The 25,498-nt window shown below is 56.4% G+C and carries 19 protein-coding genes and 1 pseudogene; 5 read left to right on the top strand and 15 right to left on the bottom strand.

The features are described 5' to 3' along the window. The first annotated feature begins 400 nt into the window (after positions 1-400). Positions 401-1,381: an AraC family transcriptional regulator gene (locus QRN85_RS05955; RefSeq protein WP_284756860.1), complete on the top strand. Its 981-nt coding sequence runs from the start codon at positions 401-403 to the stop codon at positions 1,379-1,381. Between the two features lie 57 nt (positions 1,382-1,438). Here QRN85_RS05955 and QRN85_RS05960 read toward each other — a convergent pair whose 3' ends face one another. The 6 genes and pseudogenes from QRN85_RS05960 to QRN85_RS05985 all read right to left on the bottom strand — a co-directional run bounded on the left by QRN85_RS05960 (position 1,439) and on the right by QRN85_RS05985 (position 9,364). After that, a complete protein-coding gene (locus QRN85_RS05960) occupies positions 1,439-2,716 on the bottom strand; it encodes a DUF2254 domain-containing protein (protein ID WP_113170734.1) in 1,278 nt (425 codons plus the stop codon). Between the two features lie 120 nt (positions 2,717-2,836). Next, the gene (locus QRN85_RS05965; RefSeq protein WP_062586231.1) at positions 2,837-3,640 is read right to left on the bottom strand and encodes a potassium channel family protein; all 804 of its coding nucleotides are present in this window, start codon (positions 3,638-3,640) and stop codon (positions 2,837-2,839) included. 136 nt (positions 3,641-3,776) lie between these two features. Beyond that, positions 3,777-5,156, bottom strand: a complete 1,380-nt coding sequence (locus QRN85_RS05970) for a GntP family permease (RefSeq protein ID WP_284756856.1) — start codon at positions 5,154-5,156, stop codon at positions 3,777-3,779. 388 nt (positions 5,157-5,544) lie between these two features. After that, on the bottom strand, positions 5,545-6,234 hold the full coding sequence (locus QRN85_RS24495) for a ZinT family metal-binding protein (protein WP_502870753.1): 690 nt from the start codon (positions 6,232-6,234) through the stop codon (positions 5,545-5,547). A gap of 1,709 nt (positions 6,235-7,943) precedes the next feature. Then, positions 7,944-8,579, bottom strand: a pseudogene (locus QRN85_RS05980) (ABC transporter ATP-binding protein); the annotation flags it as partial. A gap of 161 nt (positions 8,580-8,740) precedes the next feature. After that, positions 8,741-9,364: a TetR/AcrR family transcriptional regulator gene (locus QRN85_RS05985; RefSeq protein WP_113170736.1), complete on the bottom strand. Its 624-nt coding sequence runs from the start codon at positions 9,362-9,364 to the stop codon at positions 8,741-8,743. Between the two features lie 109 nt (positions 9,365-9,473). Here QRN85_RS05985 and QRN85_RS05990 point away from each other — a divergent pair, with 109 nt between their 5' ends. From QRN85_RS05990 to QRN85_RS06005, 4 genes are read left to right on the top strand one after another with little or no spacing between them, the layout of a single operon-like run. Beyond that, positions 9,474-10,547, top strand: coding sequence for an efflux RND transporter periplasmic adaptor subunit (locus tag QRN85_RS05990; protein ID WP_062590033.1), 1,074 nt, complete (start codon positions 9,474-9,476; stop codon positions 10,545-10,547). Further along, the gene (locus QRN85_RS05995) at positions 10,544-11,629 is read left to right on the top strand and encodes an efflux RND transporter periplasmic adaptor subunit (RefSeq protein WP_113170737.1); all 1,086 of its coding nucleotides are present in this window, start codon (positions 10,544-10,546) and stop codon (positions 11,627-11,629) included. The genes QRN85_RS05990 and QRN85_RS05995 overlap by 4 nt, the downstream gene beginning before the upstream one ends. Continuing rightward, the gene (locus QRN85_RS06000; protein WP_284756854.1) at positions 11,626-14,703 is read left to right on the top strand and encodes an efflux RND transporter permease subunit; all 3,078 of its coding nucleotides are present in this window, start codon (positions 11,626-11,628) and stop codon (positions 14,701-14,703) included. The genes QRN85_RS05995 and QRN85_RS06000 overlap by 4 nt, the downstream gene beginning before the upstream one ends. A gap of 56 nt (positions 14,704-14,759) precedes the next feature. Next, positions 14,760-15,899, top strand: a complete 1,140-nt coding sequence (locus QRN85_RS06005; RefSeq protein ID WP_113100345.1) for an alpha/beta fold hydrolase — start codon at positions 14,760-14,762, stop codon at positions 15,897-15,899. A gap of 20 nt (positions 15,900-15,919) precedes the next feature. Here the strand turns inward: QRN85_RS06005 and pglB are convergent, their stop codons facing one another. From pglB to QRN85_RS06050, 9 genes are all read right to left on the bottom strand, one after another. Next, positions 15,920-17,272, bottom strand: coding sequence for a polygalacturonase PglB (gene pglB, locus QRN85_RS06010; RefSeq protein WP_113170739.1), 1,353 nt, complete (start codon positions 17,270-17,272; stop codon positions 15,920-15,922). Positions 17,273-17,340: 68 nt separating this feature from the next. Further along, positions 17,341-18,312, bottom strand: a complete 972-nt coding sequence (locus QRN85_RS06015) for a mannonate dehydratase (protein ID WP_113170740.1) — start codon at positions 18,310-18,312, stop codon at positions 17,341-17,343. 57 nt (positions 18,313-18,369) lie between these two features. After that, positions 18,370-19,281, bottom strand: coding sequence for an SMP-30/gluconolactonase/LRE family protein (locus QRN85_RS06020; RefSeq protein WP_113170741.1), 912 nt, complete (start codon positions 19,279-19,281; stop codon positions 18,370-18,372). Positions 19,282-19,317: 36 nt separating this feature from the next. Next, positions 19,318-20,406 (bottom strand): ABC transporter ATP-binding protein, encoded by a 1,089-nt coding sequence (locus tag QRN85_RS06025; RefSeq protein WP_113170742.1) that lies wholly within the window; start codon positions 20,404-20,406, stop codon positions 19,318-19,320. A gap of 35 nt (positions 20,407-20,441) precedes the next feature. Continuing rightward, on the bottom strand, positions 20,442-21,281 hold the full coding sequence (locus tag QRN85_RS06030) for a carbohydrate ABC transporter permease (RefSeq protein WP_113170743.1): 840 nt from the start codon (positions 21,279-21,281) through the stop codon (positions 20,442-20,444). A gap of 11 nt (positions 21,282-21,292) precedes the next feature. Then, positions 21,293-22,234 carry a carbohydrate ABC transporter permease gene (locus QRN85_RS06035; protein ID WP_113170763.1) on the bottom strand — a complete coding sequence of 314 codons (942 nt, stop codon included), beginning with the start codon at positions 22,232-22,234 and terminating at the stop codon, positions 21,293-21,295. 62 nt (positions 22,235-22,296) lie between these two features. Further along, a complete protein-coding gene (locus tag QRN85_RS06040; RefSeq protein WP_112960737.1) occupies positions 22,297-23,598 on the bottom strand; it encodes an ABC transporter substrate-binding protein in 1,302 nt (433 codons plus the stop codon). A 478-nt stretch (positions 23,599-24,076) separates the two neighbouring features. Continuing rightward, complete coding sequence (locus QRN85_RS06045; RefSeq protein WP_113092226.1) at positions 24,077-24,295, bottom strand: hypothetical protein; 219 nt, start codon at positions 24,293-24,295, stop codon at positions 24,077-24,079. Between the two features lie 167 nt (positions 24,296-24,462). Then, complete coding sequence (locus QRN85_RS06050; RefSeq protein WP_062590017.1) at positions 24,463-25,467, bottom strand: TRAP transporter substrate-binding protein; 1,005 nt, start codon at positions 25,465-25,467, stop codon at positions 24,463-24,465. Positions 25,468-25,498: the final 31 nt, after the last annotated feature.

Genomic DNA, 25,498 nt, shown 5'->3' on the forward strand with positions numbered 1-25,498 from the left:
CACCAGCCCGGACGTTTTCCGCACGGAGTGCCTCATTCCCGCGAAGAGCCGCATGGCTCGACGTTCCACTTGTTGACGAAACCGCAGACCCAATCTTGTGGCTCCACTACACATCTCGACGTGATCCATTGCCCGGCTCCGCCGTTGAACAGCTGCTTGCCAGGGGGTGGCCGTCCGTGCCTTTTCGTTTCACTGCGTTAAACCGACGCGCCGCAATTCGCATATTTTGCGCGCAGGGTAGCAACCAGCACGCACTGCTTTTTGATCGAAAATGCGGTTTGTAAAATTTTTTGTTTTCGAAGCATTGTGCTGCTGTGAATCATTTTTTTATGGCTTATGCATGGGTGCATATTGCCCACGTGCAGCGGCTCGCGGGCCGAAAATATATTTGAGGTTTAATATGATTTTTGAACCCGATACCCGTTCCGCGCAGGAGCCGACACGCAACGAAAACTCCATTGCCGGTGCGCTGGAATTTTCGCAGCCTTCCATCGGACCGCTAGAGCCGCCCCTGCGCACGCGTCTCCCGCCCATGCTGTTGGATGATCCGGCTATCCTCAATGCATTGCGCGCGATGGAGGGCTATCGCGCCTCTGCCTTGCCGATCGTCCCGCTCGAGGCCGTTGCTGCACAGGCGGGGCTCAGCCTGCACCATTTTCAGCGCCGGTTCAGCGCAGTAATGGGCGAAACCGTGGGGGCCTTTGCCCGGCGCCAACGGCTTGAGACGGCGGCAATGCTGTTGAAGATGACGGAGACGTCCGTTCTGCAGATTGCTGTCGCGGTCGGTTATAACAGTACGGAAGCTTTTTCGCGGGCGTTTTTGCGGCAGTTCGGCCACGGGCCAAGCCAATACAGGGTGTGGTCCCGTGCTGCCGCGACACCGTCTGAACCGCATGAGTATGAACTTGCCCGGCATGTCAGCGCAGACTCACGCGATACGCTGAACCTTTTGGCCGTGCGCTTCTTCGGTTCGCATGCCCGTGTGGGCGAGTATTGGCAAGCCTTTGCCAGATTGCTGGAGGAAGCCGAAATCGACACGCGGGGCAAGCGCTTCTTTGGCATATCGCTGGATGACCCGCAGATCACTCCGCGTGGCCTGATGCGCTACGACTGCGCGATCGAAGCACCGCAACCCATGCCTGCCTCACTGCATGGGACACCTTTCTCAGCGATGTCTTTGCCACGCAGCCGCGTTGCGCGGGCGCGACATCGTGGGCCGTATCACACTGTGTTTTCCTCCTACCGCGCCATCATCATCTGGGTGTCGGAAAAGCTGCAACAGTTTGGCGATGCGCCCGGACTGGAAATCTACGATGAACTCCCCTGGCGCGCTGGGCTTGATCAACCCGATAACTTCGCAGTGGAACTGGCGATTTTATAAGTATCTCAGGCAGTGAGAAGCTGTCGCGACCTACGCCGGGCGACTAGTCATAGCGTCCTAAACGGTCTCGCAGGAGACAGTCTGAGCAGCTGCTCTTACGCGTTGTTTGTCGCTTTCCAGGCTCAAAGCAAGCTCAGCTCGAGATAGCGCCTCCGTCGAATGTCGGATGGCATTGTCTCGAAAGCCAAGCGCGTCGAACCGTGCTAAAACACCAAAAGCCTTCTGGAGGCGAAGGCCGACTTCGACAATCGCTGCGCCATCGCGGGCGATCGGCGTGAACAGGTCGTCGAAAATGTCATCGAGCTGGATGGCCGGGACATAGACATTTGAATATGGGATGGCTTCGTGATCCGAGGCCTCTACAGGTTCGTCCCAGACTGCTAGGACGCGGAGCGCACGGGCGATGACATCGATCGCAGTACCGGGATCATTGATCGCGGGCGAAAGGGCATGGGATGCAATCTCGGCAAGGACCGATGCGCCGAATCTTGGATCCTGATCGAAGGATCGGGTATCCTCCACGGAAAAACATGTTCGGATCGAGGCCAGGACGTCTGCGATCTTGTCCTCTGCGACACCATAGATGGATGCTACCGGACATTTAGGATTGATCAATTGTCCTGGGATCACGCGTACAAAAATGCGCGCGCTTGCGTCCGTTGCGATTTTGGACAGTGCGCCGGTATCGAGATGCTGGATGTAGCCAATTCTGTCGATAAAAACATCGATCGCCGAGACCGGAATATCCTTCTCATCGGTTAACCTCTTGCCACCGAGATAAGGGCTCTGACGTCGCGCGCGCATGGCGTCGATGGTGGCAATCTCCACCCGCTCAGTCGTCTCTGTCACGCGGCCCAGTCGTGAGAGATGATCGATCCAGCGCAGCAGTGTCACGACGATCAGCACGATAACCGCAATGGTCACGACAAAAAGAACGACCCGTCCGCGATCACCGTAAGCGCCCGTACTCAGCGCAATGATACCGACGAGGCTGAACAGGAATGAGCCGACGAAAGTTGCCAGAACATTTTGCGTCGTGCTGTCTTCCATCACCAGTTTTGTCGCGCGCGGCGTGACGTTGCTGGTTGCCGCCGAATAGGCTGAGACCATGGTGCTGAGGGAGAATGTTGTCACCGTCAGCATGCTGGAAGCAATAATGCCGAGGATGTTGTCAACGGCGTCAGCGCCGATTTTGGTCGGCAGGTCACTTGGAATAAACGGGCTGACAACAATGGCGATGAGAGCGGTGGCAACGGCAAGTATCGAGAACAATGTCGCCCGAAACCAGATGCGGCGCGCAACCTTTGCAAAAAACCATGCCCAGCGTGATGTCATTCGAATCCATCTCAAAAACGATGCGGCGGAACTGGCACAGGTGATGTTCGCTTCACCGGCGGGAGTAGAACCGGCGCTTATCGCACACCGGCTATTGAAAGGGCAAACGCAATGACACCGTCAATCGTTGTCGTTCGGAATGTTCAGCAAATGACCGCAAGCCTTGCAGTGGACCGCGTCAACTTCGTGCCTCTGGAGACCGCATTTTTCGCATGGGTACATGACCTTGTAGGGCCTGACGATCGATTGTGCCAACCTGACGAACAGCGAGATACCAACGATCATCGTGACAACGGACGTTAACTTTCCTAACGGCCCGGGCAAGGTGATGTCACCGAAGCCCGTCGTGGTCATCGTGGCGACGGTGAAATAAAGCGCATCGACAAAGCCGATAAGACCGCTCTGGTGGTAGAAAAACGTAGTGTAGACGAACCCTGTTACCATGAACAGGAAAACGAAAAAGTTAAGCGATGCGCGAGCGACGTCCCTGTACTGATGGCAACCCAGCCGTCTGAGAACGAAAGCAAAGAGCGGGCTCTCGCCGACCGCCCACAATCGCATTGCCCGCAGAAATGCGAAGTTGAAGAGAGCATTGGGAAACAGAAGCGTTGCCAGTATGACGATGTCGATCCATGTCATCGGTCGCTTGAGGGATGCCACGACTGAGCCGGTCGCAAAAGCCCTCGCGAGAATTTCGGCCAGGATCCAGATTGCGATGAGATAATCGATAATCAGATATGACGGCCCACTGCGCAGGAAAGGGCCGAAGATAAAGAATGCGATGATGCTGACATCGATCACGGCGAGCACCGCCTGCCAGCGCAGAGCCCATGTGTCGCGTCCGCGTTCGATACGGCGCAGCTTGCTTTGCAGCTGTTCGATCCGCCCTGCCAAGGGGCTTTTGGCTTCTACGTCTGGTGTCATTCTTAACGGATAAAGGTCCGCCACCCACAGGTCAACGTCAAGCGCTGCTCTCCAAGTCGAACTGATCGGAGTGTAAGACGACCACCGGTCTGACGGATGCCAGCTGACCGGTGGTTGTCATTTTTCAAAGCTCGTTTCAAGCCAAAGTGAAGATCAGTCCCGACAGAGCAAAGCCGAGGAGCCCCACCAGCGTCTGCATCACGGTCCAGGTCTTGAATGTGGTCTTGATGTCCATGTTGAAGAAACGACCAACAAGCCAGAACCCGGAATCGTTGACATGGGACAGCATGACTGAACCCGATGCAACTGCGATGACGATAGCCGCCAGTTCCACACCCTGGTAACCCGCCGCCTGGACCGCAGGCTGGATAAGTCCAGCCGCGGCGATGAGGGCGACGGTCGCAGAACCCTGCGCAACGCGCAGCGCCGTGGCGATCAGGAAGCCGGCGACAAAGACGGGCATGCCGATATCCGCTAGCGCGCTCGAAAGCGCGTTTCCAATACCGGATGCGCGAAGCACACCACCAAACATGCCACCGGCCCCGGTTATCAAAATAACGGAGCAGACCGGACCAAGAGCCGAATCGACGATACGCTCGACCTTCAGAGGGTCTCTACCGCGCATCGGGCCAAGCACAAAGGCCGCGACGAGAACCGATATGAGGAGTGCGATCGGTGTGGACCCTATGGCGCGCAAGAGCTGGAACCAGCCAGCATCTTTGTTCACCCATTCCTGCGCGCGCGCGAAATCAAGCCCCGTGTTCATGAAAATCAACAGCAGCGGCAAAAGCAAAAGCGCAACCACCAGGCCGGAGCTGGGTAAGGAGACGCCATCGTCAGACGATTTTGCTTCCGAGACATCGTCAGGCACCGGCAAAAAGATGCGCTTCCCGATCCACTGACCGAAGAAATGACCCGCCACGATCCACGTTGGCACAGCAACAATGAGGCCGACGATAATGAGCAGGCCAACATCAGCGCCCAGCAATTCAGATGCGGCGACGGGGCCAGGGTGGGGAGGCACGAAAACGTGCATGCAGGAAAACGCAGTCGCGACCGGTATTCCGTAAAGCAAGAGGCTTCCGCCCAGACGGCGTCCGACGGTGAACATGACAGGCAACATAACGACGAGGCCGGCGTCAAAGAAGATAGGAAAGCCGAAGAAAAGAGATGCGATGCCCAAAGCCATAGGCGCACGTTGCTCGCCAAAACGTTGGATAAGATCGTCGGCCAGAGCCTGCGCACCACCGGATACTTCCAATAGCCTGCCCAGCATCGCGCCAAGCCCCACGAGAAGCGCCACGCCACCGAGCGTGGAGCCAAAGGCTGTCGTGAGCGTATTCATGATGTTTGCCGTCGGTATGCCCGTGACAAGCGCGGTCAAGAAACTGACGAGAATGAGTGCCACGAAGGCGTGAACGCGAAATTTTATGATGAGCAACAACAGAAGCGCAACCGCGCCCACTGCTATGGAAATCAAGGTACCCGCAGACAATGTCTGTTCGAATTCCGGCAAATGAATACTCCTTTACTGAGGACGCTGACTTCGCCGCCCGTTTCAACAATCGCTTGTGACTGAGTGTTTGGCTTACCAAGAACGAGATCGGTCCCTTATCAAGAAGCAACCGCTCGTCTTCAACGCGAGACGGGGGTTTAACAGTAACATGAATGAGTGTCGCGCTGTTTTAGGACATTTCCAAGTTCTTGAACGAAATCGAACCAGCGACTTCCGGAAAATCTGCGACAGGGACTTGTTGATAATGCGGGGTGGGCGCGAGGCAGCCGCGCGGAAACTGATGTCGCACAGATTGAGCCCTACCCCGCTTAACAAAAGGAATGAACTTTTCCGATGGAGCAGCATCCGTCCAGTGAAGGCCGGATGCTGTCGTCGTTGGTTTGGTCGATTAATGAGCCTTCATTTCGCTGACAATCTCTTCTGCCTTCAATGAAGACGGATAATAAGTCGGCCAGTTGGTGACTTCCTTCAGCAAGGCTGCGCGGTCGTTACCCCAATAGAGGTGGTAATGGTCTGCTTTGTTCGGAGCAATTCCGTGGTCGCTGAACTGGATGTATTGCGGAGCCGTCGCGTCACCGCCTGTTTTTTTGAAGATGAACCGTACGCCACGATTGCCCTTCTTGTAGGTCAGGATTTCTTTGCCATCATAGGCGTAGGTGCCCTTCGACGGCTGACCGTCCTTGAAGAAGGTAACGACATCGCCGTCGATGGTGATACGCTCTACGTCAGTCTTGTATCCGACTTCGTACTCGGCACGAATTTCTTCTACGGTTGCCGTTCCCTTTTCAGCCTTATGCTTCCAGACGGGATCAAGGCTACCATCCTTGAGGTAAGGATAGACTGACTGCCAGTCTCCAACATAGTCAGCAAGCGGGCGGTCCTTTACCTGGTTGTCCTCGAAGTAACCGGCGTAGATTTTCGGGTCGCCATGACTGTGAGCATGATCATGACCGGCATGGTCGTGTGCTTCACCGTCAGCGTGCTCATGGACCTGGCCGCTGCCACCAGCAACCACAATGTTGTAGGGCTTGCCCTCAACCTTTATCGCGCCGACTTCCTTCAGGTCCGTCTTGGAGATACGACGTACCAGTCCGGCGTTGGGATCACTCATGACGACTTCGTCTCCAGCCAGGGCGATCCGAGGGCGCGGATCGTTCCAGTGCCCGTCCATGGAATAGGGTTCGGTTACCTTGGCGCCCTTGGAAATCTTGCCGCCGAGAATGTCGATCTGATGCAGCGTGCCGTCTTCCGTCAGCACATAACCAAAGCGAACGTTGACAGGATCCAGGGCAAAGTCGATACGGCGGAAGGGGAGCTCGATGTAACGGAAGTGCGGCTCATCGGCGGGGTCAATGACGACGAGACCCCTGGCACCGTAGTTGCCGAGGAATACCTGCATGCTCTTTGCGCCCAGCAGGGTGCCGGTGGTCTGGTCCTTCGGCAAAGCGGCGGGATAGGTCAGCATCTTGGCCACTGGGCCATTAGCGCTCGCGGTCACCGCCAAAATACCTTCCTTGCATCCAGCGGCGAGGAAGGCGCCAGAAAATGCTTCACCATGAATGTCTGTGCAGGTCACCACATCGCCTGTGGGCGTGCCGTCTTCCTTAACCGCACGCAAGCCGACACGGGTCGGAGCCACATTGCCTTCGACCGGGGCATCGGAGGCAACCGTGGTTACCCAGCCATTTCCGACAGGCGCGGCAAAACCGTGATGAGCACGGGCCTGTTTCAGGCGTGTCGTTTCAATCTCGCCATCGGATAGTTCATGTGCATCAACGATTTCGTTGTAACCGCCCTTGTCGAAGTTGATGACAATCTTGCCGTTGTGATCAATGACGTGAAAGGGGCGCGGGCCGGTCAGGGCTTTTGTCACGACTTGCGGATCGGTAATCTCGATGTCGGAATGGTCACCATGAGAGTGAAGGGTAATGCCACTATTGATAAAGTTGACGGCATCATTGTCAGACTGAACGGCGACGACACTTGCACCTTCATTGACGCTGTACAGCTTATTCTGGCCGACCGTGTTGAACGTCCAGCGCTTCTCGGGCTTACTCAGATCAAACGCCGTGACCTTTGGATCCTTATGGTCTCCCACAAAGACGCGGTACAGCGTCTTGCTGTCTTCATCGTCCTGCGCATGAGCCACCGACCCCAAAAGGGTCGCTGACAGCGCCAGCGCAGATACGCTTCGAATTAAATGTCCCATTCTTCTCTCCTTTTAATGATATTACATAACATTGTCGTTGTGGATTTCTTCGTCTCACTAGACGGCATCTCAGCTGCGGTAGGTCATAGATGCCGGGGTTTAACGCCGTGAAGCATCATGACGTTGGAGGCAGGTGCAGGTTCGTCGGCAGCCGACCGCGGTGCGAAGACACGATGCTGGACACACTCGCTCCTGCTCCCGAAGCGCGATGCTCCACGACGCGCGGGTTAGATTGTCAGAGGTCAGGCAAATATCAGTCACGACGACGCTGTAGCTCCATCCTAAAGGCATCTACGCTCAGTGCCCCATGTAATGCTATAACGTTTATGATCGGTGTGAAGCGTGCGCAACCCCTGGCGCTCAAATATTCAGCAAATTATTTTAACTCACAGGACGCCATTGAAGACGCGACCGCGCGACAGTATTGGACATTCATTTCCGGGCAGGCGATATGCAGGCTTACTCGCTACGTCGCCCGCTTTGGCGGCTTCCATTGTGCAAACGGCCTTGCTTTGCGCTCCTGCACAGGTGGAGAGATACAGCAATGGCGATTTAGGCGCGTTCGCCTTCCTCCCTCGTCAATCGCCAGAAACCGACACCGCAAAGGACATCTGATCGCTGGTAGCAGTCACGTGGCCTGCGGACTGGGCAGCATGGAGCTGGCTATAGCGACCATGCTTTCGGGCGATAAGGTCTGCGTGGCGTCCCTGTTCGACGATGTGGCCGTCTTCTACAACGAGGATGCGGTCGGCATTGGCGATGGTGGCGAGCCGGTGAGCAATGACCAGCGTCGTGCGGCCTTGGGAGAGATCGGCGAGTGACTGCTGGATCGCGCGTTCCGTTTCGGTATCGAGCGCCGAGGTTGCCTCATCAAGAATGAGGATCGGCGGGTTCTTGAGGAAGATGCGGGCAATGGCCAGCCGCTGCTTCTGGCCGCCTGATAGCTTGACGCCGCGCTCGCCGATGATGGTATCGAGGCCGCCCGGAAGAGCCGCAATCACAGTGTCGAGCCTTGCGCGCCGCGCCGCCTCCTCGATGTCACTTTCCGTGGCACCCAGACGGCCATAGGCGATATTCTCGCGGATCGTGCCTGCAAAAAGGAAAACATCCTGTGCGACAATGCCGATGCTGGAGCGCAGCGACTTCAGGGTCATCTCCCTGATATCGATACCGTCGATCAGGATAGCCCCGCCGGTTACCTCATAGAAACGCGGACATGCCTCGGCACGACGCAAATCCTCCATCGATGCCGCCTCGCCCTCTTGGCCTCCTCAACCAATGAAGGGATGCCACATCAGGTTACACTTCAAAAAAATAAATGAACCGTCCGTTTAATTTATTTTGCCAAGTCTTTTTTGAAAAGCACATCAGGCGTTCAACGGTCCTGATTTCGGATCAGAAGACTGCCCATCACGAGGTCAAGATGGGCCGCCATGAAGTCGGGCACCTCCAGTTCGCGGCTATCACCGTGGACCAGTGTATCGACAGCTATTGCGACGAGAGGAGCAAAAACGATGCGCGCCGTGGCCCGCGGGCCCCCGACAAACTCGCCATTGGCTACGCCCTCGTCCAGGATGGACTGTATGCAGGCCAGGATTGGCGCGATCAGATCATCGTGGTGCGTGGCGATGACCTGGGGAAAGCGTGTGCCCTCCGAAATGACGAACCTCAGAAGCTGACGAAGCCTCTTGTCGTCCAGAAGCCGTTTGTAAAGCAGATGCAACATCGCAATCAGCCGCTCGGGGCATGTGCCTTTCAACTCACGGCTCTCCGCCACCAGATCATCGAGTGGCGAAGCCGTATAGCGGATCATTGCTGCGAAAAGCTCTTCCTTGGTCGGGAAATAGACGTAGACAGTGCCTTTCGTTACGCCAACGCGCTCTGCGATATCTTCTACTCTCGCCGTCGCGAAGCCGCGTTCCACGAATTCCAGGAATGCTGCTTCAAGAATTTGGGTGGGCCGAAGTGCCTTTTGCTCGGCGCGCGTCAGCCGTTTCATATGCTATCCTTAACCATTAAATTTCAGCCGTTTCGAACATACAATAATTTCATTGACTGTCCGGTAAGTCAAATGTATCAGGGTTTCATCACGGTTCAAGAGGCAATAGATGAGAAGTCTTGCTATTAGTGCCCTGGCGGCGGCATCCCTGGCGGGCCTGACCGCTTGCACACCCGACGACCAGCAGGTGGAAAAGCCCAAGCGTCTGGTCGAAACGGTTCAGGTCAAATCGCTTGAATCCACCGATCAAATCTCGATCACGGGAGAAGTCAGCGCGCGCGTTCAGTCCGATCTTTCCTTTCGCGTTAGCGGCCGCATAACCGAACGTTTGGTCGACGTCGGCGACCACGTGTCGCAGGGCCAGATTCTCGCCCGCATCGACCCGGAGGAGCAGAAAGCCGATCTTCAGGTTGCGGTGGCGACACTTCAGTCGGCTGAAGCGCAGCAGATGCAGGCGCAACAGGCCTTCGACCGCCAGCAAAGTCTCTTCAATACCGGTGTGACCACCAGAGCCGCCCTCGACCAAGCGCAGGAAGCGCTTTTGACAGCACAGGGCACGGTCCAGTCCGCACAGGCGCAGGTGGATACTGCCCGCGATGCCCTTGAGCAAACGGAATTGAAAGCCGATGCCGATGGCATCATTACCGCAAGAAACGCCGAAGTTGGACAAGTTGCGCAGGCCGCACAACTGGTTTTCACGCTGGCGCACGATGGCCCCCGCGATGCGGTGATCAACGCGGACGAAAGCGTTCTTATTGGCGGTGAAATTCAAAACGATATCATGGTGCGTATGCTTTCAGGCGGGCAACCGATCAAGGCGACCGTCCGTGAGGTATCTCCAACCATCGATACATCGTCTGGCACCGTGAGGATAAAGCTGGCGCTGGACGCCAATGCTGATGTTCGCCTTGGCAGCGCCGTCGCCGCGACCGCGCGTTACAAGCCGAAAAGCATGATGCAATTGCCCTGGTCGGCAATGGCATCGATTTCCGGACAACCCGCAGTTTGGATCGTCGATCCCAAGGCAGGTTCCGTGTCCTTGCGGAAGATAGAAGTTGCAGACTATTCAAATGAACGCTTCTCAGTTCGCGCGGGACTTTCCGAGGGAGAAACCGTGGTGACCAGTGGCAACAAATTCCTGTCTGCCGGCGAAGTCGTGGCCTACAAGGGAGCCGCCCAATGAAGGTCCAAGCAACATTGATATCGCTGCTTCTTGCGGCGACCTTTCTTGTATCCTGCGAAAAACAGGATGAAGCGCCTGCCGAAAAGCCTCGTCCTGTGCTTTTCATGGTTGCACAGCCGGCACCGGAAGTCGCTTTCAGCCTCCCCGGCACGGTGGAAGCACGCATCGAGACCCAGTTCGGCTTTCGCATCCTCGGCCGCATCGTGGCACGAAATGTCCAGGTTGGGGACGTCGTCAAAAAAGGTGCGGTCCTTGCCGCGATAGATCCACTCTCTCTTGAACTGGCCGTCAGAAGCGCGCAGTCGGATTTGTCCAATGCCCAGGCACAGCTGGCAAATGCGGCAACCAATGAACAACGCCAACAGACCCTGTTCGAGCGCCAGTCCGCGGCCAAAGCAACCTTTGAAAGCGCACAGCAGGAGCGGGCTACCGCTGAAGCGAATGTCAACAAGGCGAAGGCTAACCTTGATAAGGCAGAGGAGCAACTGGGCTACTCCCGCCTCCTGGCCGAATTCGATGGTGTCGTCACCACAACATCTGCCGAGGTCGGGCAGGTCGTTTCCGCGGGTCAAAGCGTTGTTACAGTGGCGCGGCCGGAAGAACGCGATGCCGTGATCGACGTGCCGGAGGCCGGAAGCTCGCTTCTCAAGCCCGGCGCGGAATTCGATGTTTCGTTGCAGCTCGATCCGGCAATTCACACCAAGGCTGTCGTTCGTGAAATAGCACCCGAGGCCGACGATGCGACCCGCACGCGGCGCACGAAACTGACATTGATCAATCCTCCGGAAGCCTTGCGTCTGGGAGCCGTCATCATGGCAAGTGCCACGGCGACATCGGCGCCCGTCATCAAGGTTCCCTCGTCTTCCATCCGCAAGGAAGGTGCAAAAACCTTCGTGTGGATCGTGGATGACAAGAGCGGCACGGTATCTCCCCGTGAAGTTACCCTTGAAGCTACCCCAGCCTCAACCGGCACTGTGATCGTCGCCCAAGGCATCAATGCCGGCGACCGCGTGGTGACGGCGGGCGTGAACCAACTCAAAGACGGCCAGGCCGTTCGCATTGACCAGGAGAATGCCCAGTGAAACCGTTCAATCTTTCCGACTGGGCGCTCGAGCACCGTTCGCTCGTCTGGTATTTCATGATCATCTTCATCCTGGCGGGTGCATTCTCCTACATCAATCTCGGCCGTGAGGAAGACCCCTCCTTCACGATCAAGACGATGATCATCAATGCGCAGTGGCCGGGAGCCTCCGCAGAGGAGGTGACAAAACAGGTCACGGACCGCATCGAGAAGAAACTCGAAGAACTTGATGCACTCGACTATACGCGCAGCGAGACCAAGGCCGGACAAACGACGATTTATGTCGAACTGCTTCCCACCACCAAGGCAAGGGACGTCAGTGGCAACTGGGTCCGCGTTCGCAATATGGTCAGCGACATCAAGGGAGATCTTCCCAGCGGTGTCGTCGGTCCATTCTTCAACGATACATTTGGCGATGTCTACGGAAACATCTACGCCTTTACGGCAGACGGCGTTTCCCAGCGCCAGTTGCGCGACCTTGTCGAGGACGCCCGTGCCAAGCTTCTGACAGTGCCGGATGCAGGCAAGATTGACGTCATCGGCGCGCAGGACGAAGCCATCTATCTCGAATTCTCGACGCGCAAGATTGCCGCGCTCGGACTGGACCGACAGAGCATCATCCAGACACTGCAGTCCCAGAACGCGGTCACGCAGTCCGGTTTCGTTGATGCCGGTCCTGAAAGAATTGCCTTGAGAGTGGGCGGTGCATTTGCATCCGAGGAAAGCCTCAAAGCCATCAATCTGAGGGTCAATGACCGTTATTTCCCGCTGACCGACGTTGCGACGATCAAGCGCGGATATGTCGACCCTCCATCGTCGCTGTTCCGCTTCAATGGACAGCCCGCAATTGGTCTTGCAATCGGCATGACGCCCGGCGCCAATTTGCTGACCTTCGGCGAAAATCTCGACGCAGAAATCAAACGTGTCGTTGCCGACCTTCCCATTGGCGTCTCGGTCAATCGCGTGTCCGACCAGCCCGCCGTCGTTGAGGAAGCGGTCTCGGGCTTCACAACCGCCCTCTTCGAGGCTGTCGTGATCGTGCTTGCCATCAGCTTTATCAGCCTTGGCGTTAGGGCAGGACTTGTGGTTGCCGTTTCCATCCCGCTCGTGCTGGCAATCACTTTCGTGTTCATGGAATATACGGGCATTTCGCTCCAGCGAATTTCACTCGGTGCGCTCATTATCGCGCTCGGCCTGCTCGTGGACGATGCGATGATTGCCGTCGAAATGATGGTGTCGCGACTTGAGGCTGGCGACAACCTGAGAAAGGCAGCAACCTACGTCTACACGTCTACCGCATTCCCCATGTTGACGGGAACGCTGGTCACGGTTGCAGGCTTTATTCCCATCGGCCTGAACAGCAGCGCGGCTGGCGAATTTACCTTCACGCTCTTTGTCGTCATCGCGGTGTCGCTCGTCGTTTCATGGATCGTTGCGGTGGTCTTCACACCATTGCTGGGCGTCGTCATCCTTCCGAAGACGATGAAATCGCATCATGAGCAAAAGGGACGTACTGCGCGCGCCTTTGCCTGGCTGCTTCTGATTGCCATGCGGTGGCGTTGGCTCACGATTGGAGCGACGGTATTGGTGTTCGGCGCTTCCATTGGCGGCCTTGGTCTCGTTCAGCAGCAATTCTTCCCGGCATCGGACCGCGTTGAACTTATCATCGACTGGAGCTTGCCGCAAAACAGCACCATCGCCGAAACCAACAGGCAAATGGCCCAGTTCGAGAAGGACAAGCTTGTCGGAAACGGCGATATCGATCATTGGTCAACCTATGTCGGAGAAGGCGCACCCCGTTTCATCCTGTCCTACGATGTTCAGAGCCCGGCAAGCTGGTTCGGCCAGACGGTTATCGTGGCGAAGGATGTGGAAGCGCGCAATCGGCTGAAAGATGATCTGCAGTCTTACCTTTCGCAGACATTCCCAGGCACCGACGCCTTTGTGAAACTGCTCGATATTGGCCCACCCGTTGGAAAGCCGGTTCAATATCGCATCAGCGGACCTGATGTGCAGAAGGTGCGCCAATATGCGCAGCAATTCGGCACCATCATCAGCTCCAATCCGCTCCTGTCCAACATGACCTACGACTGGAACGAACCATCGCGTGTGGTGAAGGTTGATGTCCTGCAGGACAAGGCAAGGCAGCTCGGCGTTTCGTCCCAGGATATCGCGACCCTGCTCAACGATATTGTAGAGGGAACGTCCACGACGCAGATCCGGGACGATATCTACCTGATCGACGTCATCGGTCGGGCAGAAGACGTCGAACGCGGCTCTATCGAAACCTTGAAGAACCTCCAATTGGCAGGTTCGAACGGCAAATCCGTCCCTCTTTCGGCTGTCGCGAAGTTCCGCTATGAACTCGAACAGCCCATGATTGGACGCAGAGACCGTATTCCGACCATCACCATCAAGGCTGCGGTATTGGGCACGACGCAGCCGGCAACCATTGTCGAACGCTTGAAGCCCGAAGTCGCGAAGTTCACGGAAACATTGCCCGCAGGCTACAAGGTCGAGATTAGTGGTTCGGTGGAATCCAGTGCCGATGCGCAGGGGCCAATCGCCGCGGTTGCGCCGATGATGCTGCTGGCAATGGCAACGATCCTGATGCTGCAGCTGCAAAGCTTCAGTCGTCTGTTCCTTGTCTTTGCTGTTGCCCCGCTTGCTCTTATCGGTGTCGTCGCCGCGCTCCTGCTCAGCAACGCGCCAATGGGCTTCGTGGCGATCCTCGGTGTTCTTGCCCTCATCGGGATCCTGATCAGAAACTCGGTCATCCTTGTGGTGCAGATCGAACAACTGCGAAGTGAAGGCATGTCGCCCTGGAAAGCCGTCATAGAAGCGACCGAACACCGAATGCGGCCGATCATGTTGACGGCGGCAGCAGCCACCTTGGCTCTGATCCCCATCTCTCGCGAGATTTTCTGGGGGCCGATGGCCTACGCCATGATGGGCGGCATCGTTGTCGGAACGGTTCTCACGCTTCTGTTTCTTCCAGCTCTCTATGTTGCCTGGTTCAGAATTCCACGCGAAGATGATGTCGAGCCGACAGACACGCCGGCACCTGCCTGCTAAGAGACGGGGCGCCAGACGCCCCGTTACCTTTTTCCCTCCATAAAGCGACCCCCATGATGTTTCTTTCCCTCTCTAGAAGCGACAGAGGCCGTTTCAGTCTCCTCAGCGTGATTGCAGTCCTGTTTGCCCTGACCGGCTGCGTTTCGCGCCCAAGCCCGGATGTTCTCAAGCCCGTGGCATTGAAAAATGACGCAGCTGAAACGCTAAGCGTGCTTGCGGTCACCAATCGCGATCGCGAAACGAAGGACGGGACATTTGGAAACCGGTGGGGCCAAAACCTTCATTACGACCGTTTCGTTTTTTCCATTCCGAAAGACAGAAACGGTGCGGCGATAAAGTACCCTACCGCCAAGCCGGACCCGAAACGCGATTACATCGTGCTTGAACGCGAAAAGCTCTCGCTCGACGCGCTTGTGCGGGAAGCGACGCAGGCGGCCAGATTCGATGGGACAGTCGCTGTTTTCGTGCATGGCTACAATTATTCCTACCAGGAGGCCTTGTTTCGAACAGCGCAGGTTGCCGCAGACGCCAATGCAATGAGCCCTCCGATCATGTTCTCCTGGCCCTCGGCTGCAAGCGTTGCCGGCTACGTCGCCGACAGGGATGCCGTCTTGTATTCACGCACGGAGCTGGATGCGCTTCTCAAGGCACTTGGGCGATCACCAAAGATCAAACGCATCATTCTGTTCGGACACAGCATGGGAGGCTTTCTCTCGATGGAAGTCTCAAGGCAGCTGAAACTTCAGGGCCGTGACGACGTCCTGCAAAAGCTGCAAATTGTGCTGGCGGCACCGGATATCGACACCGACGTATTCCAGGCACAGCTCAAGGATATTGGCCGTATCCGCAATCCCATTGTTCTGCTTGTCTCGAAACAGGATAACGCACTCAGCATCTCCAGTTTCGTCGGAGGAGAACGTCCTCGCGTCGGCCTGTTGGATATCCACGATCCCATTATCGAAAAAACCGCCAAAGCCGAGCATCTCACCGTCATCGACATTTCATCGCTGCAGTCGTCAGATGGGCTTGGCCACGACCGATATGCTTCGCTGGCAAAGTTTGCAGGAAATCTGGACAAGGCGGAAACAAAAATGCGCACGAATGGCAGAAACATCGGCGCCTTTGTTTTCGACGCAGCTGGTGCCGCCGTGGCCAGCCCATTCAGACTGGCAGGCCAGCTCGTCAGCCCACAATAGGAATGTCGTGAACGCTGCTGTCAGCTTGAAGCAGCAGCGTTCACCACAATCTCGCGGTTCCAGTTTTCCGGCAGCGGCTCGGGACGGCCGATCCTGATATTTTCGGTGACAAGGTTGGACACACCCTTGGTAAAGATGGCTGGCATCCCACCCGGATATGCAATCAGGCCAATAATCTGGCCATCCGGGCCAAAGCGCCAGGCGTTGACGCGTCCGGCACTCTTATCTCCAATCGGAAAGCGGTCGAAACGATCATCGATGGTCGGGCGAATGTCGTAGCGCAGTCCCGTCTTCAGTGGGCCTGCCTTTTGCTCCAATGCGATGTTTCGCAATGTGATATCGGAAATGCCGCCTTCGGTTTCGGCGACCATATTGATCGCACCTTCAATCGTGCCTTCGACGTCTTCGATAAGCACGTTGCAGACCTTGCCGGCCGTAAACTCCTCTGGTCGACGGTCCAGCACAGTAATCGTGATAGCTTCGCCCGAGCCCCAGAAACCAGCCGGCGTTTCGTGGCAATCCACAGAAATGCGGACAAAGCGCACGCCATCAACCACCCCGCCATCACGTGAGAAAATTCCGAGACCGCGATTGGATTTTTCAATGCGGACATCTTCAAAGGAGATGTTGCGGAACGCAGAGAAGCTTTCCGTACCAAGTTTGAGGGCGCAGGATCTGCTTTCAACGACGCAGTTGCGCACGGAGACATTCTCGCATGGTCCGGTAAGGGTTCCATCCTCACGTCGTGTCGTCTTCAGCACGATGCCATCATCGGCCGTGCGGAACTCGCTGTCGATGATGTCCACGTTTCGGCAGCCATCGATCACGATGCCATCCGTGTTGGGCATACGCCGGTCGTTATCGACCGCCACACCCTTGACCTGAATAGTATCGCAGGCAGCAAAATGCATCGTCCACATTGGTGAATCGTCGATCCGCAGACCTTCAATGCGGATATTCTTGCAGCCGTCCAGAACGAGAATGCGGGGGCGATAGCGCGATGCGACCAATGTGCCCATGTCGCCATCCTCACCATGGGTATAGAGCGTCGATCCCGCGCAGAATATGCGGCCACCTCCAACGAGGGCAATATTGCTCTCTCCGACCGCAGTCATCATTGCGCGATCGCTTTCCTCCGCGACGATCGCAACCATGGTGTGGGCATAGGCCTCGTAATCGGGAATGAAATGCAGTTCTGAACCTTTGACGATCTCGATCGTGAGATTAGAGCGCAGACGCAACCCGCCGCACCGGTGAATGCCCGGCTCCAGGACGATGTGCAGCATGCCTTCATGCCTGTCGAAAAGCGATTGCAGCTGTTCGGTGAGGTCGTCCGGTTGTGCGGCAATATGGATCGTGGGGGAGAGAGACATGAGACTACCTGACATAGTGTGCTGGAATGTTATCGCGAAGGCGGAACTTCAACCGGTTTGGCTTTGCATCAGCAACGGGTTTGCAGCAGAGCTGCGATGTAGCCGTAGCAAAATGCGAAGGCCACCTGCTGCTGGTTTTCGCCGGAAAGCGTCGGCGCGTGGTCAGGCATGACCATGTATTTGTAGCCGGTATCACGCAATGCATCGATGACAGCGGGCATGTCGATGTCGCCGTCTTCAGGAAAGCTTTCCCGGAACGAATAGCGCTTACCGACGATGTTGCGGAAGTGAATATTCATGATCTTTCCCCGCTCTCCAAACCAGCGGGTGATTTCCGGTACCTGCCCGACATCCTCGACCATTTCTCCAAGGGTGCCAATGCAGAAGTTGAGACCGTGAACCGGGCTCTCATGCATTGAAACGAACCGCTTCATTCCCTCTACCGATCCCAGAACGCGCGTTACGCCCATATAGCCTGGTGGCGTGGCTGGATCGTGCGGATGGCAGGCAAGGCGGATATTGGCGGATTCGGCAACAGGCACCACACGCGCCAGAAAGTAATCCACCCGCTCCCAGATCGTGTCCTCATCGATATCGCCGATACCGGCTGGTGTCGGCTCGTCCGGATTGGCAAGATCCAGTCGAAATGCCTCAGCCATGTATCCACCCCGGCCGGGTTCCATGGGTGTTCTTGGAATGCCGATGTAGTTGAAATTGTACCGGACGGACGGAATGCCTGCTGCTGCGCAGTTTTCGATCAGGCGGCAGATGCCATCGATCTGGCTATCGCGCTCCGGGCCAGCCAACATGATATCCTTGCAGGGAACGTCTCTGTCCACTCGCGTCGAGGGCATCGGCAACTGCGTCATGTCGAGCGTCAGACCGAAACTCTCCACCTTCTCCCGGAATGCCTCCAGCGTCGGGCGGTCCCACGTGCGCCAGTCGCCGGGCGGCGTTGCGGAAACATTGCTGACGCCGAGCTGCTTCATCACCCTGTAATCGTCATCATGGCGGGCCGGGATTTGTGTGCCGAGATACATATCGTTACTCCGGTTGGGGTCTTTTGGTTTGGGGGATAAAGACGACAATCAATTTCGCTATCCCTGCGATTGTTGCGACAGGCCTGGCTGGTATCGAGGCTCACTCATGCCCTGAAACGGAAGATGCACGGCATAGACATCGCCTCCCGGGCCAACACCATCGGCCCGCAGAGTCGTTATGAACGCCGTTCTCATGTCGGGACCGACGAAGCAGATATTCGTGGGATTTGGCACGTCTATCCGGATCTGCGCATCCACCACGCCATCGGGTGTCAGACGGACGATCTGCCCGCCGTCGCTTGCGGCAATCCAGTAACAGCCGTCGACATCGATTGCCGCTCCATCGGGCCGTCCGCCCAGTGTCTCGACATCGGCAAACAGGCGTCCGCCACTAAAATGTCCTGTCGATGGTTCGAAATCATGCACCATGACCTGCGAATAGCCCGGCTTGGAATCCGAGACATACATGCAAAGCCCGTCCGGGCTCCAGGCAAGGCCGTTCTGCGTTCGGAAGCTTCCGCCCCTTTGAACGACTTCGCCGCCGTTTCCGATGCTGAACAATGTGCCGAAAGCGCCTGGTGTCGAGGTGTTGGGCGCGATTGACCCGGACCAGAAACGTCCCTGCCTGTCACATGCGCCATCATTCATGCGCCACCCCGCTTCCAGTTGCGGGCCGTAGCCCGCTTCAAGCAAGACCTGACCGTCAATGATGTCGAGCGTTGCAAAACCTCGCTCCGTCGAAGCAATGAAACCACCATCCACCCGCAAGGCGATCGCACCCACTCTTGTCGGTAGCGCGAACCTCTCGATGGTCGCATCGGGGAACGTCATTCTGTGGAGATATCCAGCAGCCACATCGATCCATGTCACGCGATCATGCTCAGGCTCCCAAACGGGCGTTTCCCCGATGGTGCAAGCGGTCCTTGCGATCCGTTCAGCCGTAAAGACCGATGTACCAGCTTTGGTCATGTCACCAGATCCGTTTCATTCCAGTGGTTTTGCGGGTCACGAACTGGCCGGTTTCAGACGCTGCTCGGTCTGCCCATCGAAGATCAATGCCTTGCCCTCGGCAATTTTGAGGCCGATTTTTGTTCCTGCGTTGAGCAAACTCCTGCTTTTGGACGCGGCTAGGATCTGCCCTACCGGACTGTCGCAGATGACAGTGGTATCGGAACCCGTCGTCTCAACAGCGTGAACGGTTGCAGGCAATGCATCAGCGGTATCTTCAGAGACAATTTCCAGATATTCCGGCCGCACGCCGATGATCACGTCACGCCCGCGCGCGTCTGGATAATTGCCGGGTATGGGCAGCACCTTCTGACTATTGTCGAGAAGCAATGTCCTGGCGTCCTCGCTCACCTTCGCCTTGAACAGGTTGATGGCTGGCGAGCCGATGAAGCTTGCGACGAACACGCTGTTGGGCAGATCGTAAAGTTCCAGAGGCGTTCCAGCCTGTTCGACACGTCCATCCCGCAACACAACGATCTTCTGACCCATCGTCATCGCTTCCACCTGATCGTGGGTCACATAGACGGAGGTGGTGTTCCATTTTTGATGAAGGTCGCGGATTTCGCCGCGAACCTGGCTTCTCAGCTTCGCATCCAGATTGGAAAGAGGTTCGTCGAAAAGAAACACCGACGGATTGCGCACGATGGCACGCCCCATGGCAACACGCTGCCTCTGTCCGCCGGAAAGCTCCTTGGGAAGGCGATCGAGGAGTTTTTCAAGGTCCAGCATATGCGCGACGTCGTCTATCTTCTTCTTGATTTCCTCCTTGGGGCGCTTCGCCAGACGCAGCGCAAAGCTCATATTTTCGCGCACGGTCATCTGGGGATAGAGCGCATAGCTCTGGAACACCATGGCGATATCGCGCTCTTTCGGTTCCAGGTCGGTCACGTCACGCTGCCCGATCTCAATGGTGCCATTGCTGGCTTCTTCCAGTCCGGCAATGATGCGCAACAGGGTCGATTTGCCCGAGCCACTCGGCCCGATCAACACGCAGAACTCGCCATCCTCTATGTCGATGGACACGTCCTTGATGACATCGACGGCACCGAATGACTTGGAAACATTCCGCAGGGATACTGCACCCATATTTTCCTCCTGAATATACTGGCGCCTCGGCGCAATTAGCCTTTGACCGCGCCTGCCATGATGCCGCGATTGAACTGCCGCTGAAGCAGGAGATAGACGATGACACTCGGCGCCATGGCCACAAGCGTCGCAGCAACGAGTATGTTTGGTGTAATCGTATCGTCCACGCGCAGGGAGCCAAGTGCCACCGGAAGCGTCATCAGATCCTTGTCGTTTACGACGATGAGAGGCAGCAGATACTGATCCCAGATCATGATGAAGCCAAAGATCAGCACGGTTCCGAGTGCGGGCCTGACCAGAGGCAGGATGACGCGGAAGAATATCTGCCATTCACTTGCACCGTCGATGCGGGCAGCCTCTTCCAGCTCAAGCGGGATTGCCCGCATGAACTCCGTCAGCATGAAGATCGAAAAAGCCCACCCCACCACCGGCAGGATCATTGCAAGATAGGTGTTGTAGATCGAAACGTTGATGATCGGCAGTTCCTTCTGCATCACCAGATAAAGCGGGATGGCGATGACCTCTTCAGGCAGCATGAGCGTGCATAGGATGAGAAGGCTGACGACAGCAGCACCACGAAACTTCTTGCGCGCCAGCGCATAGGCCGCCAGCGCGCTGACGGTAACCTGCAAGGCGGTGCCGACAATCACGACGATTACCGAGTTCGTCAGGTAGCGCCACACCTTCATGTCCACGAGGGCGATGCGGAAATTTTCCAGCGTCGGGCTCTGCGGGATCAGCGTCAGTTCACCGGGTTTGAGGCTGACGCCACTGAATGCCGTGACGAGTGCACCCCAGAATGGGCCTACGAAGACGGCAATCAGCACCGCATAGAGAACATACCGGATCAGGGTCAGCCAGAGGGGAGTTTTCATCTATGGCCTCCTTAGCGGGTAAGTCTGGATTTGATGGTCATGTGCAGAACCGTCAGCAGAACGGTAAAGACAAGCAGCATCAGGGAGACGGCGGACGCGTAGCCGTAATTCAGCTCTTCGAAGCCGACCTTGTAGATGTGCGTCATGATGGTGGAAGTAGATCCCGCAGGGCCGCCGCCGGTGGTGGCATAGACCTCCGCAAAGACCCGGAAACCGCGAATGAAGGACAGCATAAGAACGACGGAAATGGACGGAATGATTCCGGGTAGCGTAACGTGCCAGAGCTTGCGCCAGTGGCTTGCTCCATCGACGCTCGCCGCATCATAGAGTTCACGGTTGACGCCAACCAGCCCGGCGACAAAAATGACCATGTCATAGGGCGCGCTTTTCCATACGCTCATCAGGATCAGCACCCACAGTGCCTGATTGGGATCACTCAGAAACCCTTGCGGCGCAATGCCAAAGAAGCCGATGACGGAATTGACCAGACCGTAATCTGCCGAATTGAAAAGAATGCGCCAGATTTCTGCGATAATGGCGACGCTGGTAATCGCTGGCAGAAAGACCGCCGTGCGGATGACGGAGAGGTGACGCGCTGGCCCTTCAAGCGCCAAGGCCATGAAGAAGGCGATGAAGGAGGCCGAAAGCGTCGCTACAATGACGTAGATCGTCGTGTGAACCACTGCCTCTCTCAAGGCCAGATCGTTGAAAGCGCGGTAGAAATTGTCCAGCCCAACCCATTTGCTGTCCGAGTAGAACTGGACGTCATAGAAGGACATCGAGAAGCCCGACACCATGGGATAGAACTTGAACCATGTGAAAATGATCAAGGCAGGCGCCAGAAACAGCCATGGCGTCAAGGATGCACGAAAGCTCTTTCGGGCGCGGTGGCGTTTGGGCGCAGACCGAACGGCTGCTTTTCCAACAGGGGAAACCTGGGATGTGACGGACATGTGCACCTCGCTGAACAGGGCCTGTCCCGCGCGGCCATTTTTTGGCAACGCGGGAAGAACATTTACTGCTGGGAAGCCGACAGGGCATCCTGCCCGCTAAGCTCGATCGCGACCTGCTTGTTCAGCGCTTCGAGTTCCTTGGCGACATCTGCATCGCATTGCGCCAGAATACGGTTGAAGCCTTCACCCGTGACGGTACGGATCGCAGTCCAGTTGGGAACAGCGGGCATGTAGTGTCCGTATTTGTCGAATGTTTCCTTGAAGACCATCCAGCGCGGATCGTTGCGGACCTTGTTGACATCGACCTTGTTGTTGACCGGCAAACGGACAATAGGTGTCTTTCCAGAGCCTTGCGCCATCGCAATCTCCTGTCCCTTTGGCGAGATCAGGAACGCCAGAAACTTGTTTGCAGCCTCGACGTTCTTCACGCTTTTAAGGAGATAGGCACTGGTGCCTTCCGCAAGAGAAGCAACGCCACCGGGACCCGCTGGCATCATCACCACTTCAACGACATCCTTGCCCGGTTCTGCATCCAGCTGAGGAATGTGATACGGACCGGAAACGAAAATCCCCGTCTGCCCGGAACGGAATGTCGGCAGGGTGTCACCCGTTGTGGCATTGATCGCGCCCGGCTGCGCTAGCTTGTCGCAAATCATCCCACGCATGTAGGTCAGCGCTTCCGCGACCTCCTTCGTATTCAGCGTCGGAACGAAACCATCGCCTTCCTGCTTGACGTAATCGCCACCGGCCTGCCAGATGAAACTGCTCATGAACCAGCTGGCGTAGCCTCTTGTGGTCGATCCGGGAATCGCCATGCCGAACGTATCTGCCTTGCCGTTGCCATCGGGATCCTTGTTCGTGAAAGCTTCGGCGAGCTTGCGCACGTCCTCCCAGGTCTTTGGCTGGGGCAGGCCGAGCTTTTCGCGCCAATCCTTGCGGATGAACATGGCGAAGGACTGGGCGGAAATTGGAACGGAATAAATCTTGCCATCGTTCGCCTTGGCGCCGTCCCAGGCCGAAGCCGAAACATCCTGGCTACCGTCGATCTTGCTGGCATCAATAGTTTCGAGAATGCCCATCTGCCGCATCTGGCCCATGGCAGTGGTGTCATTCAGCACGATATCCGGCAAGGTCCGACCTGCCGCAGCGCGCGCAAGGCGCTGCTCGAAGTCGATCCCGGTATTGAAAGTCTCCACCGTGATACCGCTTTCCGCAGTGAAGGCATCGGTCAGCGCCTTCAGGACGCTGATGGATTCATCGGTCTGCCGGGACCAGACGCTGATGCTTTCCGCCTGGGCGGTCGCGATGCTGCCGCAGCAGATTGCGCAACCCATCAGCAGCGCCTTCAGAGAATTTCTTTGCATTCGTACCTCCCAAGCTTTCTCCCAGAACAGCCGGACGACTGCTCAAACTCAAATGATGAGTTAGCCTAACTTATACGATGTTACAAGAAATTTATATGCTCGACCGCTGAGAGCCGGGATGAAGACAGGCCCGTTTCGTTGGAAAAACAACCTAAAGGTCAATCAAGAAACGAGATGCTTCGAGCGTGACTCGCTGACTTTACGAGCGAAAAACGGTTAAAGCTACGCCGTAGGCTGCTGCCGTCGGAGCGACGATCTTATTGTTATTACTTATTTTTCCGATTTTCTTTTTAATATTCAATCAGAGCAGATAGCAGAACGACCGGATATTTTTAGTCACGGGGTCCACAGCCGCCGCTATATTTTAGTAATTCAAAATACATATGATAAGTTTAGAAAACTCATCGCGCTGATAATGAGAAACGGCCCCCTCGGTTTGAGGGAGCCGTGTCGCGGAGGTCAATTGATGCTCTGCTGTTCAGGACTTGTCTGGATCAGTCTCGTCAAAGTTCACGTCCCAGTCCTTGTCCGACTTTTCCTTTCGAGGGGAATCGCGGTTGACGGTCGCGTCTTCCGAATGCGTGACGACTGTGGGCTTCGCACTCGCCACTCCCGAAGCTTTGGGATCGGCCTGCGAAGGCGCGTATTGGCCTTTTGCATCACCCTCTACTGCACTTTTAGGATCGTTGTTGTTCATTTGAGAAACTCCTTATGTGCATCTAACAGCCCCAGGCGCAGTTCGTTCCCGCCTCCTGCGGCAAGGGTCATCCACGTGGGCGCAAAGCGGCGATACCGAAACCAGCCCAATAAAAAAGGGCCGAGGCTTTTGACCTCGACCCTCCATTTGCGATTGGCGAGCTGGGATTACTTGCGAGCTTCCTTCAGCTCCGCCATGATGGCATCGACAACGTCAGCACCGATCTGGGCCTTGTGCTTTTCATAGACGACCATCGATTTCTCACGGATACGGGCCTGCTCTTCCGCAGAGAGAACATTAACCTTCAGCCCGGCCTCCTTGATCTTCTCGAGCGAGGTCTTGTTCAGCTCCTGGATGACCTTCCGTTCCTCGTCACGTCCGACAACCGCGCACTCCCGGAGGGCTGCCTGTTCTTCTGCTGTGTATGTGTCGAAGATGGCTTTCGAGAAAAGCAACAGGAACGGCGTATAGGCGTGGTTCGTCTCGGTGATGTATTTCTGAACCTCGAAGAACTTGGATGTATCGATCGTCACATAGGGATTTTCCTGTGCATCGATGGCATTGGTCTCAAGGGCGGAAAACACCTCGCCGAAGGCCATCGGCGTCGGGTTGGCTCCGAGGTTCTGGAATGTGTCGAGGAAGATGTTGTTCTGCATGACACGAACCTTCATGCCCGAGAAATCTTCCCACTTCGTCACAGGGCGCACCGAGTTGGAAAGATTGCGGAAGCCATTCTCCCAGTAGGCGAGATTGACCAGACCTGCGGCTTCCAGCTTCTGGTTCATCATGTCGCCGAACTTGCCGTCAAGCACCTTATAGGCTTCCTGCGGTGTCGAGAACAGGAAGGGAAGATCGAAAACGCCGAGCGCCGGAATGATACCGACGAGTGGCGATGATGAGGTAACCACACCTTCCTGCACACCGGAGCGAAGGGCCTGGGTCGCCTGCAGGTCGCCGCCAAGAGCACCGCCCCAGAAGGCAGTAATCTTCAGTTTGCCGCCGGATTTTTCATCGAGGCAGGCTTGCATGGCCTTGATGCCGTTGCCGACAGGATGGTCTGCGTTGATGCCGTTGGAAATACGAATGTTTCTGGCATTGAACTCAGCCGATGCCGGAAGGGCACCTGACAGGCTGAGGGCGATTGCCGTGGTGGCTAGAAGCAGTTTTCTCATAATATCCTCCCTGGATCATTGAAAACGACAG

The sequence above is a fragment of the Agrobacterium sp. fls2-241-TYG-188a genome, assembly GCF_030209845.1.

Coding starts and splice junctions, on each gene's coding strand:
- QRN85_RS06050 (WP_062590017.1), bottom strand. CDS start 25,467: ATGAGAAAACTGCTTCTAGCCACCACGGCAATCGCCCTCAGCCTGTCA.
- pglB (WP_113170739.1), bottom strand. CDS start 17,272: ATGTCTCTCTCCCCCACGATCCATATTGCCGCACAACCGGACGACCTC.
- QRN85_RS06030 (WP_113170743.1), bottom strand. CDS start 21,281: ATGAAAACTCCCCTCTGGCTGACCCTGATCCGGTATGTTCTCTATGCG.
- QRN85_RS06025 (WP_113170742.1), bottom strand. CDS start 20,406: ATGGGTGCAGTATCCCTGCGGAATGTTTCCAAGTCATTCGGTGCCGTC.
- QRN85_RS06005 (WP_113100345.1), top strand. CDS start 14,760: ATGTTTCTTTCCCTCTCTAGAAGCGACAGAGGCCGTTTCAGTCTCCTC.
- QRN85_RS05955 (WP_284756860.1), top strand. CDS start 401: ATGATTTTTGAACCCGATACCCGTTCCGCGCAGGAGCCGACACGCAAC.
- QRN85_RS06020 (WP_113170741.1), bottom strand. CDS start 19,281: ATGACCAAAGCTGGTACATCGGTCTTTACGGCTGAACGGATCGCAAGG.
- QRN85_RS05965 (WP_062586231.1), bottom strand. CDS start 3,640: ATGACACCAGACGTAGAAGCCAAAAGCCCCTTGGCAGGGCGGATCGAA.
- QRN85_RS05960 (WP_113170734.1), bottom strand. CDS start 2,716: ATGACATCACGCTGGGCATGGTTTTTTGCAAAGGTTGCGCGCCGCATC.
- QRN85_RS05985 (WP_113170736.1), bottom strand. CDS start 9,364: ATGAAACGGCTGACGCGCGCCGAGCAAAAGGCACTTCGGCCCACCCAA.
- QRN85_RS05990 (WP_062590033.1), top strand. CDS start 9,474: ATGAGAAGTCTTGCTATTAGTGCCCTGGCGGCGGCATCCCTGGCGGGC.
- QRN85_RS06040 (WP_112960737.1), bottom strand. CDS start 23,598: ATGCAAAGAAATTCTCTGAAGGCGCTGCTGATGGGTTGCGCAATCTGC.
- QRN85_RS06015 (WP_113170740.1), bottom strand. CDS start 18,312: ATGTATCTCGGCACACAAATCCCGGCCCGCCATGATGACGATTACAGG.
- QRN85_RS05995 (WP_113170737.1), top strand. CDS start 10,544: ATGAAGGTCCAAGCAACATTGATATCGCTGCTTCTTGCGGCGACCTTT.
- QRN85_RS06035 (WP_113170763.1), bottom strand. CDS start 22,234: ATGTCCGTCACATCCCAGGTTTCCCCTGTTGGAAAAGCAGCCGTTCGG.
- QRN85_RS06045 (WP_113092226.1), bottom strand. CDS start 24,295: ATGAACAACAACGATCCTAAAAGTGCAGTAGAGGGTGATGCAAAAGGC.